The sequence below is a fragment of the Acinetobacter sp. WC-743 genome (genome assembly GCF_000335555.1).
Lineage (GTDB): Bacteria > Pseudomonadota > Gammaproteobacteria > Pseudomonadales > Moraxellaceae > Acinetobacter > Acinetobacter bereziniae.
Genome location: NZ_AMFQ01000031.1, coordinates 1 through 12,935, shown reverse-complemented (window position 1 = coordinate 12,935; position 12,935 = coordinate 1). Strand labels below are relative to the sequence as shown.

The window sequence follows — 12,935 nt, the reverse complement described above, 5'->3', positions numbered from 1 at the left end:
GAGATTCCAAGTCAAAAATCATTGATTTATCAATTGGCAAAAGATAAAGAATTTTCTTTTTTAAAGTCAATAAAATTGAACCTATGAGGTCAAATTATGTAAATATGTTTCCATTATTTTAAGAATTGGATTATTGTTTTTTGACTTAATTTTGTCTTAAAAAACTTGTAATTTCTTTATTTTTACAAATTATATAAGGCTTTAGCTAAGGGGTGTTTAAAGAAAGTAAACTTCTAATGTTGATCAATCTTTGTAAATTTATATATGTTTTATATATAAAATAGCAAGGTTGATGAATGAGGTGTTTGTTTTTTTTAATGCAAAAAGATTTATACACGGCTTTAGTCGCAACTGAAAAGTCATGTCACAAGGAAAGCAATCATGCCAATTTACAATGCACCACTGAAAGATATGCAATTTATTCTTCAAGATGTGTTTAAGGCTGAAACGTTCTGGCAAGAGAACGAGAATTTAGCGCATTTGGACATGGCAACTGCCAATGCAATATTAGAAGAAATGGCAAAATTTTCTAAAAATGTCATTCTGGATTTAAATCGTAGTGCGGATGAAGAAGGCGGTGCTGAATTTAACCAAGGTGAAGTTAAAACTCCACGTGGTTTTAAAGAAGCTTTTCAACAGTTTGCCCAAGGCGGTTGGATTGGTTTAGGTGCCAATGAAGCATGGGGTGGTCAAGGCATGCCTAAAATGCTGACCGTGCTTGCAGATGAGATGATTTGGAGTTGCAATCCTTCATTTATGTTGTACCCACTGTTGACTGTGGGTGCAGGGATGGCAATTGATCAAGCAGCATCAGAAGAACAAAAAGCCACTTACTTACCAAAATTTTATACCGGGGAATGGTCAGGGACCATGTGTCTAACAGAACCCCATGCAGGTACTGATTTAGGGATTATCAAAACAAAGGCAGTACCTAATAATGATGGTTCATACAATATTTCAGGAACAAAAATATTCATTACCAGTGGAGAGCATGATCTCAGTGAGAATATTATTCATCTTGTATTAGCCAAAACGCCGCATGCTCCAGCAGGTTCCCGAGGTATTTCTTTATTTATCGTACCGAAATTTCTTATCAATCAAGATGGTTCATTGGGTAAGCGTAATACGGTTACTGCAGGTTCTATTGAACATAAAATGGGAATTAAAGGCTCAGCAACATGTGTCATGAATTTCGATGCTGCTCAAGGATATCTTGTAGGTAAAGAAAATGAAGGCTTAGCAGCCATGTTTATTATGATGAATTATGAGCGCCTTTCTATGGGGATTCAGGGAATCGGTGCGTCAGAGTTTGCTTATCAAAATGCAGCGCAATATGCCACAGATCGTTTGCAGGGGCGACCTGCATCAGGTCAACAATCTCCAGATAAGCCTGCTGACTCAATCCTGGTTCATGCTGATGTGCGCCGTATGTTGCTCAACTCACGTGCCAATAATGAAGCATCACGTGCATTTGCTGTGTATGTTGGACAACAACTTGATATCACCAAATTCTCAACAGACATTGATTGCATAACAAAAGCCAATGAGCGTGTGGCATTGCTAACACCTATTGCAAAAGCATATCTGACCGATAAGGCACTGGATGCGGCACTTGAAGCGCAAATGTGCTTCGGTGGGCATGGTTATATTCGTGAATGGGGAATGGAACAATGTATTCGTGATTTGAGAATTTCCCAAATTTATGAAGGAACCAATGGTGTTCAAGCACTCGATCTAATTGGACGAAAAACAATTAAATCGAATGGTGCCTTTATCGCAGACTATCTGACAGAAATACGTGAATTTGCCGATAGTATGGAGGACGCAATGTCAATTAAGGCGGTCACATTGGATGTCTGTGCTCAAGTCGACGAAATCACGAAAATAATTATTGAGCAGTCAAAAGTGAGTCCAGATTTTCCGAGTGCAGTTGCCGTAGATTATTTACATGTGGTTGGCTTGTTGAGCTTTACTTATATGTTTGCACGAATAGCTCAAGCGGCTCAAAGTAAATCAGACACTTTTTATCAAAACAAATTGGTCTTAGCACAGTATTATGTTGCTAAAGTGCTTCCAGACTTAGCGACAAGAATACAGCGTATCCAAGCTGGTGCTGATCTCATTATGCAACTGCCTGAAGATTATTTTACAGCACAGGCTTAAAATTTGAGATTGACAATGGCAAACCATAAGGTTGTTTACTTCTTTGTGGTTTAAAACAAGATTTAAAATCAATGGACAGGGAGATAAAAATGATCGTAATTGTTGAAGCAGTACGTACAGCAATGGGAGGATTTCAAGGTGCTTTATCATCTTGTACAGCCCCAGATTTAGGCGCAGTTACCATTAAAGAAGCAATTGTTCGTGCAGGTTTACAGCCTACAGATATTGATGAAGTGATTTATGGTTGTGTGCTTCCTGCGGGTCTAAAACAGGGTCCTGCACGTCAAGCCATGCGCCAAGCTGGATTGCCAGATTCAACGGGTGCAACCACGATCAATAAAATTTGTGGCTCAGGTATGAAAGCAGTCATGCAAGCTGCTGATGCAATTCAGGCAGGTTCGGCGAATATTGTTGTTGCGGGCGGTATGGAGTCTATGACAAATGCACCATACTTGCTTGAAAAAGCACGTGCTGGTTATCGAATGGGGCATGGTAAGGTCATTGACCATATGTTTCAGGAAGGTTTGGAAGATGCTGAAACAGGGTTGTCCATGGGTATTCTTGCGCAAGAAATGGCAGATAAAAAGGGCTATACACGTGAACAGCAAGATGCGTATGCAATTGGTTCTTTGAATAAAGCGGTAACAGCGATTAATAATGGTTATTTTAAAGCTGAAATTGTGCCTGTTACAGTATCATCTCGCAAAGGCGAAGTTGTGGTTGAGCAAGATGAGCAGCCATTGAATGCCAAAGCAGATAAAATTCCAACTTTACGTCCAGCATTTAAGAAAGACGGTACCATTACCGCTGCGAATTCAAGTTCAATTTCTGATGGTGCTTCGGCATTGGTGATTACCTCAAGTGAAGAAGCCAAACAACGTGGTTTAAAGCCACTGGCACAAATATCAGCATATGCGACACATTCTCAGCACCCCTCTGAATTTACGATTGCACCAGTCGGTGCGATTGAAAAAGTATTAAAGAAAACAGGCTGGAATGTTGAAGATGTTGATTTATGGGAAGTGAATGAAGCTTTTGCAATGGTTGCCATGTTGGCGATAGATGCTTTCCAACTGGATGCAAATAAAGTCAACATCCATGGTGGTGCTTGTGCATTAGGGCATCCGTTAGGTTCTTCTGGTTCACGCATTATTGTCACGCTTATTCATGCTTTAAAACGCACTGGTGGTAAGAAAGGTATTGCAGCACTATGTATTGGTGGTGGTGAAGCTACAGCAATTGCCATTGAATTAATTTAATCCTATCCCTTTCATAAACGAATAATTCAAAATCTCTTCCATCCCTGTTCGCAGGGGGGGGAGGCGCTTTCATGCTTTATTTTCATATTTTTGAGATTTATTTAAATGATTAACGGTTTGGAACGTGTACGCTTAAATTGCCTGCACAGTAAAATAATGTCTGCTGAACAGGCTGTGAGTTTAATCAAAGATGGTTCAGTGGTCGGTGTAAGTGGTTTTGGCGGTGCAGGCGAGGCAAAAGCAGTCCCTTTAGCATTGGCAGATTATGCGCAACTGCATCCTTTGAAAATTACTTTGGCGACTGGTGCAAGTTTAGGTAACCGTATAGATGGTCGCTTAACTGAAGCGCATGCTTTGGCACGTCGCTACCCTTATCAGGCTGATCCTATTTTACGTAAAGCAATTAATGCAGGCGAGGTCATGTATATTGATCAACATCTATCTGAAGTTGCAGATAATATTCGCCATCATAATTTAGCAAAAACCAATGTGGCGATTATTGCAGCCACTGCGATTACTGAAGATGGACAAATCATTCCAACAGGTTCATGTGGAAATGCAGCAAATTTTGTTGAAATGGCAGATCAGGTAATTGTTGAAATTGACACAACTATTCATCCGATACTGGAAGGGGTGCATGATATTTATCTTCCAAAGAAGCGACCTTATCGCGATCCAATTCCTCTTACTCAAGTGAGTGATCGCATTGGAACTTTTGGTATTCATATCGATCCTAGTAAAATCTCAGCCATTGTTTTGAATGATATTCCAGATACTTCATTTAAGATGGATCAAGCAGACGATGAAACACTTGCTATCGCACAGCACTTGATACACTTCTTTGAAAATGAAGTAGCACTTGGGCGTTTACCTGAAAACTTAGGTCCATTACAGTCTGGCGTTGGTTCAATTGCAAATGCTGTTTTTGCTGGTTTTGCACATTCAAACTTTCATGATTTAGAAATGTATTCAGAAGTTTTGCAAGATTGTACATTTGAATTAATTGACTCTGGCAAAATGAAGTTTGCTTCAGGTTGTTCAATGACTTTGTCTGATGAATGTGCCAAGCATGTGATGACAAATTTTGAACGCTATAAAGATAAAATCGTGTTACGTCCACAGGAGCTGTCGAATCATCCTGAAATCATTCGGCGCTTGGGAATCATTGCAATCAATACCGCATTAGAGTTTGATATTTATGGAAATGTAAATTCAACACATGTGGGAGGTAGCAAAATGATGAATGGTATTGGGGGATCAGGGGACTTTACTCGCCATGCCCATTTGGCTATTTTTGTGAGCAAGTCGATTGCCAAAGATGGTGCAATTTCTTCAGTTGTACCTATGGTCAGTCATTGTGATCACGCAGAACACGATATTGATGTTTTAGTGACAGAACAAGGATTGGCTGATTTAAGAGGGTTAGCTCCTCGGGAGCGTGCGCTTAAAATTATACAATGCTGTGCACATCCATCTTATCGGAATGAATTGACGGATTATTTTGAACGGGCATGTGTATTAGGTGGGCAAACACCACATCTTTTACGTGAGGCTTTGTCTTGGCATGCGCAGTTTGAAGAAACAGGAACGATGAAATCTGCTTAAAAACATAAAACCAATAAAAAACCTGATCTTAATCAGGTTTTTTATTGGAAAATATTACATGACTGAATTAATCAGCGCGACGCCAAATTGTACCTTGACGAGTATCTTCGAGTACCACTCCTTGAGCAAGTAAAGACTGGCGAATTTCATCAGCACGCGCAAAGTCCTTATTTTTTTTGGCATCTACACGTTGCTGGATAAAATCTGTAATATCAGCTTCAGATAAGCCCAATGCTTCTTGCCCAATATCAGACTTTAAAAACTCATCAACATTGTACTGAACTAAACCTAGAATATTGGTCAAATGGCGTAAAGTCGAATAATAAAGCGTTGCTTGCTCTGCATTTTCTTCTTTAACTGCACGATTCAGTTCTTTAATGATTTCGAACAATACTGCAATTGCTTCTGAAGTATTGAAATCATCCCGCATCGCGATATTAAAGCGTTCCACAAATGTTTCATCAAGTACATCTGTAGATAGATCAGCATACACTTGCTGATATGCCTTAAATGCATGATAGAAACGAGAAAGTGTTGTTTTTGCTTCTTTTAATGCAAAGTCAGAAAAGTTCACCGGGCTGCGATAGTGTGAAGAGACAATAAAATAGCGAATCACTTCTGGGTGGAACTTCTCCATCACATCACGAATGGTAAAGAAGTTGCCTAATGATTTAGACATTTTCTCACCATCTACATTGATAAAACCAACATGCATCCAGTAATTCACATATTGTTCATCTGTAGAAGCTTCTGATTGTGCAATTTCATTTTCATGGTGTGGGAATAAAAGGTCTGAACCACCACCATGAATATCGAAATGATTGCCTAAGCAGCAGGTCGACATTGCTGAACATTCAATATGCCAACCAGGGCGTCCATTACCCCATGGTGAAGCCCATGAAGGTTCATTTTCTTTGGCATGTTTCCAAAGCACGAAATCGAATGGATGTTTTTTCTCAACGTCTACATCGACACGCTCAGAAGCGCCAGCTTGCATATCATCCAGTTTACGTCCAGAAAGGCGACCGTATTTGGCAAATTTCTCAACTTCAAAATACACATCACCATTTGCAGAAGGGTAAGCAGCACCTTTATTGACTAAATGACCAATCATATTTTGCATCTGATCAATATAATCGGTCGCACGGGGTGCTTCATCTGGATGTAGACAGCCCAGATTTTCTGCATCTTCATTCATCGCTTGAATAAAACGGTCTGTTAATGCCGTAATACTTTCACCATTCTCGTTGGCACGTGCAATGATCTTGTCATCAATATCGGTGATATTTCGAACATATTTTACATTCCAGCCTTGGCTGCGTAGAAAACGAATGATGTAGTCAAAAGCAACCATCACTCGAGCATGTCCAATATGACAGTAATCATAAACTGTCATACCGCACACATACATGTCGATATGTCCTTCTTTACGGGGAACAAATTCAACTTTTTTACGTTGCTCAGAGTTGTAAAGAACAAATGGTTGCATAGGTTTTCTAAATGTTTCAACAAAAGGGTGATTTATCTTAACCTAAGCTCCATATTTCATAAAGATTTATACGTTAATTTTCTAAGAAAATGAAATTTATACATTTAGGAAAGCAGGCTATTGTATTGCTATGCTAAAATAGCAAAAATATTCCGTTTGATATTCAAAACTCGTCTAGAGTTAAGGTAAGTCCATTTTGAATTCTGAAAATAAGTCAAATCATGTTGATTTTCAAAAAGTTGCGCTTGAAACCTTGCGCATTGAAGAGCATGCCTTAGAAATTTTAGCGACCCAAATCGATGAGCGTTTTACCCGCGCCTGCGAAATTATTTTGCAATGCCAAGGTCGTCTAGTGATTACTGGGATGGGAAAATCAGGGCATATTGGACGGAAAATGGCTGCAACTTTTGCCTCTACAGGAACGCCTTCATTTTTTATGCATCCTGGCGAAGCTGGTCATGGTGATTTGGGCATGTTGGTTAAAGGTGATGTACTGATTGCGATTTCAAACTCTGGAAAGAGTGATGAAATTATGATGCTGATGCCACTCATTAAATATTTGGAAGTTCCATTAATTACCATCAGTGGTGATGATAAAGGTCCGATGCCACAAAATGCCGATGTGGCGCTAACACTTGGAAATATTAAAGAAGCTTGTCCATTGGGCTTAGCACCGACATCGAGTACAACTGCAACATTGGCATTAGGTGATGCTTTAGCAGTGGCATTGTTAGATGCACGTGGTTTTACTGCGGATGATTTTGCGATGTCTCATCCCGCTGGAGCGTTAGGTAAGCGTCTGTTATTGCATGTGAAACATTTAATGCACACAGGCAATGACTTACCCAAAGTATTACCCAATACACCTATGAATAAAGTACTGTATGAAATTTCTAATAAACGTTTGGGTTTAACCACGATTGTCGATGAAAATGACACTTTATTGGGTATTTTTACAGATGGTGACTTGCGTCGTTTAATTGATAAGCAACAAGGTTTTGATGTGAATTTAGCTGTGTCTGAGGTGATGATTAAAAACCCATCAACGATTTCTAAAGAAGCACGAGCTGTGGAAGCTTTGGAAAAAATGAATGAAAAGAAAATTAGTCAATTTGTGGTTGTCGATGAGCATCATAAAGTGATTGGTGTTATTAGTATGCATGATTTGATTCAAGCTGGAGTAAATTAATCAATGGCTTCTTATGTTTTATTAGAACAAGCGCGTCATATTGAAGCATTGGTTTTAGATGTAGATGGAATTTTGAGTGATGGTTTTGTGACTTTGACCAATTCTGGAGACGAAATCAAATCATTTGATATTCGTGATGGATTGGGCATGAAATTGGTCCAAAAATCTGGGATTAAAGTCATTATCATTACTGGACGTAAAAGTCACATCGTAGAAAAACGTATGTCTGATCTCGGTGTCGATTTGATTTTCCAAGGTCGAGAAGATAAGGGTGTTGCGCTTAGAGAAGCATGTGCACAACTTAATTTAGATCCTGAAGATTGTTTATACATGGGCGATGACTGGCCTGATCTTTCAGCATTTGCACTGGCTGGAATGAAAGTTACAGTACCTAATGGTCATGTTGAAGTTCGCCGTCGAGCAGATTTAGTCACACAAGCAATGGGTGGACGTGGGGCGGTACGGGAAGTTTGCGATATGTTGCTGATGGCTAAAGGCACTTACCAAGAACTACTTGAAAAATATACAGCTATACCGCATTAATAGCTTAAATTCAGATTGATCAAATGTTGAATATAATTTATGGATACTAAGGTTCTATATGTGACCGCTGTTGTCATTGCGGCAATTAGTGGTGGCTATTACTATTACAGCGGGAAAGGTAAAAAGCTGGATGGAAATTCAGCACAAAGCATGACCTATTCTGCTGAAGGTATTCAGTTGGTCCAGACCGATGAAAAGGGCAATCTTTATGTTCGTGCTCAAGTTGATCATCTAGAACAAGATTTACAAAGAAAAACGTCTAAACTCAGCAATCTCAATGCTTCAATGTTTAATCAAAATCAAGTTGATTCAACTTTTTTTGCCAAAGAAGCTAGAGGATTTAATGACAATGAGAAGGTTGTTTTATCTGGACAGGTTAAAGCAACTAAACTTGGTGAACGTGGGACGATGGAATTTCAAACAGATGAATTAACAGGCTATCCTAAAACTCGTCAGTTCGAAACAACTCACCAAGTTACTGTCAATGCACCTGATGCAGAATTTATTAGTCAGGGTTTAAAAGCTGATTTAAACCAAGGTCAATATGAATTTGCAAATATTCGAGGAAAGTATGTACCTAATTAAGATCTTTTCACTGAAACAATCTTTCCTGAGAAAAGCGATCTGTACGATCAGTATGTTGAGCTTGTCAGCAACGGCATTTGCATTACCATCAGACCGTAATCAGCCTATTTCACTTGTTGCTGATAAAGCAACGTATAGTGAAGCGACAGGTGTGACAACCTATACCGGCAATGTCATTATTGAACAAGGTACAATGAAGCTACAAGCGTCTTCAATTGTTGCTCAATTGAATAAAAGTAAACAAATTAGCACTATTACTGCGACAGGTGGACCAGCAAAATTTCAACAGCAGGTAGACAGTGCAAAAGGCGTGGCGCGCGGTGAAGCACAAAAAATTGTTTACAATGCTGAGACTGGTATTATCAACCTGATTGGAAATGCTTATCTATACCAAGATGGAGCAAGTATCCGAAGCAGCACTTTAAAATATAGTATGAACAAAGGTGATGTTGAAGCTTCGGGTTCATCGAATACAACAGGTTCATCTAAAGGACGTGTGCAAATTATTATTCCACCAAACAGTGCTAAGTCTTTCCCTGGAGCACGTGATTAATGACAGCTTCGAATCAAAGCCAAACACTGTGTATTAAACACTTAGCCAAAGTTTATAGTAAACGCTGGGTGGTAAAAGATGTTTCTTTTAGTATGCAAAGCGGGCAAATAGTCGGATTGCTTGGTCCAAATGGTGCTGGTAAAACAACAAGCTTCTATATGGTTGTTGGTTTGGTTCGTATGGATAAAGGCGAAATTCATTTAGATAATGAAGATATTTCCGACTTAGCCATGCATCAACGTGCACGTAAAGGAATTGGTTATCTGCCACAGGAAGCTTCTATTTTTAGAAAGCTCACGATCGCTGATAATATTATGGCAATTCTTGAGACTCGAAAAGATCTCAATAAACAACAGCGACAACAACGTCTAAAAGAATTGTTGGAAGACTTTAAAATTACCCACATCAAAGATTCATTAGGCATGAGTGTTTCGGGGGGGGAACGTCGCCGTGCTGAGATCGCAAGAGCTTTGGCAGCAGATCCCAAGTTTATGCTATTGGATGAGCCTTTTGCAGGGGTAGATCCAATTTCTGTTGGAGATATTAAAGATATTATTCGGCAGTTGAAAGATCGCGGTATTGGTGTTTTGATAACAGATCACAACGTTCGTGAAACTTTAGCAATTTGTGAGCATGCTTATATTGTGAGTGAGGGAGCAGTCATTGCAGAAGGCACTCCTGAAGAAGTATTGGCAAATGAAACAGTACGTCAAGTTTATTTGGGTGATGATTTTACTGTTTAATTAATATTATTAAAAGAATGGAGTTTTATACTCCATTTTTTTTTTTAATACAAACTATTGGTTAAATAAAAATAAATTCTTAATTTATTAAATTTGCATAATATGTTTTTTTTGCAATATTATTTACATTGATAAAAAAAATTACATTTTTTATATAAAATTTAATTTATCAATAATTTTTAAGTTTCAATAATACCCGTAAATTTTAAATGGAAATCACTTGTCTATAAAAATCATGGTTAATCAGCTTACGCTGTAGATGGTTTTTATCAGAATATAAGATTATTAATAAAAGATTAATAAATTTGTAAAAATGATGAAAGCAACAGCAAATGATGAATATAAAACGATAATTAAATTTAATTGCGTATAGACAGTCTAAAAATATTGAATAAAAATAAATAAATGATAAGCACATCACGAAATTCTTTTAAATATATTAGTTATTATAGACAACTAATATTTTTTATAATGTTATTCATTTTTATTATTAAAACTATACACTTGTGAATTTTGTCGCACTTATTTATCTTTTTTGCATAAGAGTGAATTATAAGACGGAAGAACTATTATGAAAAACATCACAATTTATGAAAAAGGAACGGCTAAAATTCTGACTCAGGATTTAGTGAATAAACATCACGCTGTTTATAAAGTCAATTTAGATAGTGCTGAAATAGCCAAAATTGTTAAAGTTAATAATAATCTGGAGGTGTATTTACAAAGCGGAGAAAAAGTTGTTATTGAAGACTTTTTTATTGGAGAAAAACCAAAAGAATTTACTATAGAAACTTCAGATGGAAAACATTATTTACTTGAATTCCTTGAATTTGATGCAAATGGCACTGTGACTAAAATTGATTATCTGGGTATTAATGATTTTCATGAATATTTGGTTGGTGAGCATGCAGCAGTACCAGTATGGGCATGGGTTGCAGGTGCAGCAGGAATTATAGGCATAGCCGCAGCTGCAGGAAGTAGTGGTGGAAGTTCAAATCATTCTGGAAATGGTGATAAGACTGCTCCTAAAATAACACATCAGATTTTAGATAATCAAAAAATTAAAATAACTGCGGATGAAGCAAGTAAGATAACCATAGTTGATTCTACTGGAAAAACAATTGGTAGTGGTCAATTAAATCAGGCGGGTTCGCTGGATATTACTTTGACAAGACCATTGGTCGATAATGAAAAAATTACAATTACAGCAATTGATAATGCTGGAAATAAAACAACAGAAACAATAAATGTTGGGGATGTTACAAAACCAGAAGTTGAAGTAAATATTGTTGATAATAACACTGTTCATATTGTTTCAAATGAACCAGGTAGCAAAGTTATTATAAAAAATGAAGCTGGTCAAACAATTGGAGAGGGAGTAATAGGTTCTAATGGGGAGCTAAATGTTGATTTAAATACTACATTAACTGATGGCAGCAAAATTATTGTAGATGTTATTGATACTTCAGGTAATCAAACAGAAAAAGTAATAACGGTAGGAGATGTAACACCACCAATTATTGAATCAAATATTAAAGACGCAACTCATATAGAAGTTACCTCAAATGAACCAGGGCAAGTAAAAATTACCGACAGCAATGGCAATGTGATTGGTACGGGCACGATCACTGGGAATAACGTGGTTGATGATATTCAACTGACTCGTCCATTGGCTGATGGTGAAAAGGTCACAGTGACAGTGACAGATGGAGGAGGTAATCCAAAAACGATTGAAATCACAGCTGGGGATGTAACCGCGCCAATCATCACTTCTACGGTTCAAGATGCAACGCATATCGAAGTTACCTCAAATGAACCAGGGCAAGTAAAAATTACCGACAGCAACGGTAATGTGATTGGTACAGGCACGATCACTGGGAATAACGTGGTTGATGATATTCAACTGACTCGTCCATTGGCTGATGGTGAAAAGGTTACAGTCACAGTAACAGATGGAGGAGGTAATCCTAAAGCCATTGATATTACTGCTGGGGATGTAACAAACCCGCAATTTGAATCTGCAAATGTTGATAATAGTGGGACACAGTTAACGCTGACCTATAGTGAAGCTCTTGATTCAACAAATTTACCAACACCAGATAGTTTTGTTGTAACTGCGGGGGGGCAATCCGTAACTGTTACTGGCGTATCAATTAATGGCAATAACGTTATATTGACTTTAGCTCCACCAATTACAACAGGGCAAAGTGTTCAAATAGCTTATACCGATCCAACGACAGCCAATGATACCAACGCGATTCAAGATGTAGCTGGCAATGATGCAGCGAGCTTACCTGCAACAACAGTGACCAATGATTCGACAGTTCCAGGTACAGACACTACACCCCCTATTTTTGTTAGTGCTACAGTGGACAATACAGGAACTCAATTAGTTTTAACTTATAATAAAGATCTGGATAGTGCTAATTTACCTTTGATCAACAGCTTTGCTGTAACAGCAGATGGTCAGATTGTTGCAGTGACTGGTGTGAGTGTGAATGGTTCAACTGTTGTGCTTACTTTAGGTACACCAGTGACAGCAGGTCAAGCGGTTGAAGTGGGTTATACCGATCCAACGGCAGGCAATGATGTCAATGCAATTCAGGATGCAGCAGGCAATGATGCAGCGAGCTTACCTGCAACACCAGTCAACAACGATTCGACGGTTCCAGGTGGAGATACCACAGCACCAACCTTTGTCAATGCGACAGTTGATCCATTGGGTACGACCTTAACGCTGAACTACAGTGAAGCGCTTGATCCATTAAATCCACCAGTTGCAGGCGACTTCGCAGTGACTGCGGAT

General features: G+C 38.4%; 10 protein-coding genes. 9 read left to right on the top strand and 1 reads right to left on the bottom strand.

Annotation, left to right across the window (positions count from 1 at the left end; genetic code table 11):
* The first annotated feature begins 381 nt into the window (after positions 1-381).
* From ACINWC743_RS04420 to ACINWC743_RS04410, 3 genes are all read left to right on the top strand, one after another.
* Positions 382-2,163 carry an acyl-CoA dehydrogenase C-terminal domain-containing protein gene (locus ACINWC743_RS04420; protein ID WP_009584516.1) on the top strand — a complete coding sequence of 594 codons (1,782 nt, stop codon included), beginning with the start codon at positions 382-384 and terminating at the stop codon, positions 2,161-2,163.
* Positions 2,164-2,246: 83 nt separating this feature from the next.
* Positions 2,247-3,422: a thiolase family protein gene (locus ACINWC743_RS04415; protein WP_171064864.1), complete on the top strand. Its 1,176-nt coding sequence runs from the start codon at positions 2,247-2,249 to the stop codon at positions 3,420-3,422.
* A 105-nt stretch (positions 3,423-3,527) separates the two neighbouring features.
* A complete protein-coding gene (locus ACINWC743_RS04410) occupies positions 3,528-5,027 on the top strand; it encodes a succinate CoA transferase (RefSeq protein ID WP_009584536.1) in 1,500 nt (499 codons plus the stop codon).
* A 67-nt stretch (positions 5,028-5,094) separates the two neighbouring features.
* On the opposite strand, the gene cysS is transcribed toward ACINWC743_RS04410, so the two are convergent.
* Positions 5,095-6,516, bottom strand: a complete 1,422-nt coding sequence (cysS, locus tag ACINWC743_RS04405; RefSeq protein WP_009584517.1) for a cysteine--tRNA ligase — start codon at positions 6,514-6,516, stop codon at positions 5,095-5,097.
* Between the two features lie 196 nt (positions 6,517-6,712).
* Here cysS and ACINWC743_RS04400 point away from each other — a divergent pair, with 196 nt between their 5' ends.
* From ACINWC743_RS04400 to ACINWC743_RS04375, 6 genes are all read left to right on the top strand, one after another.
* Positions 6,713-7,705, top strand: coding sequence for a KpsF/GutQ family sugar-phosphate isomerase (locus ACINWC743_RS04400; protein ID WP_009584531.1), 993 nt, complete (start codon positions 6,713-6,715; stop codon positions 7,703-7,705).
* A gap of 3 nt (positions 7,706-7,708) precedes the next feature.
* Positions 7,709-8,248 (top strand): KdsC family phosphatase, encoded by a 540-nt coding sequence (locus ACINWC743_RS04395; protein WP_004824568.1) that lies wholly within the window; start codon positions 7,709-7,711, stop codon positions 8,246-8,248.
* Positions 8,249-8,287: 39 nt separating this feature from the next.
* Positions 8,288-8,833 (top strand): LPS export ABC transporter periplasmic protein LptC, encoded by a 546-nt coding sequence (gene lptC / locus ACINWC743_RS04390; protein ID WP_004824565.1) that lies wholly within the window; start codon positions 8,288-8,290, stop codon positions 8,831-8,833.
* Complete coding sequence (lptA, locus tag ACINWC743_RS04385; RefSeq protein ID WP_004824563.1) at positions 8,820-9,386, top strand: lipopolysaccharide transport periplasmic protein LptA; 567 nt, start codon at positions 8,820-8,822, stop codon at positions 9,384-9,386. The genes lptC and lptA overlap by 14 nt, the downstream gene beginning before the upstream one ends.
* Positions 9,386-10,129 carry an LPS export ABC transporter ATP-binding protein gene (gene lptB, locus ACINWC743_RS04380; RefSeq protein ID WP_004824561.1) on the top strand — a complete coding sequence of 248 codons (744 nt, stop codon included), beginning with the start codon at positions 9,386-9,388 and terminating at the stop codon, positions 10,127-10,129. Before lptA ends, lptB begins: the two co-directional genes overlap by 1 nt.
* A 571-nt stretch (positions 10,130-10,700) precedes the next feature.
* Positions 10,701-12,935, top strand: a 2,235-nt coding sequence (locus ACINWC743_RS04375; RefSeq protein ID WP_009584528.1) for a SwmB domain-containing protein, incomplete at its 3' end; no start/stop codon positions are given.

What these genes read in the sequence shown, in the direction of transcription:
- ACINWC743_RS04420 (WP_009584516.1), top strand. Translation starts at nt 382, where the DNA reads ATGCCAATTTACAATGCACCACTGAAAGATATGCAATTTATTCTTCAA.
- lptC (WP_004824565.1), top strand. Translation starts at nt 8,288, where the DNA reads ATGGATACTAAGGTTCTATATGTGACCGCTGTTGTCATTGCGGCAATT.
- ACINWC743_RS04395 (WP_004824568.1), top strand. Translation starts at nt 7,709, where the DNA reads ATGGCTTCTTATGTTTTATTAGAACAAGCGCGTCATATTGAAGCATTG.
- lptB (WP_004824561.1), top strand. Translation starts at nt 9,386, where the DNA reads ATGACAGCTTCGAATCAAAGCCAAACACTGTGTATTAAACACTTAGCC.
- cysS (WP_009584517.1), bottom strand. Translation starts at nt 6,516, where the DNA reads ATGCAACCATTTGTTCTTTACAACTCTGAGCAACGTAAAAAAGTTGAA.
- ACINWC743_RS04410 (WP_009584536.1), top strand. Translation starts at nt 3,528, where the DNA reads ATGATTAACGGTTTGGAACGTGTACGCTTAAATTGCCTGCACAGTAAA.
- lptA (WP_004824563.1), top strand. Translation starts at nt 8,820, where the DNA reads ATGTACCTAATTAAGATCTTTTCACTGAAACAATCTTTCCTGAGAAAA.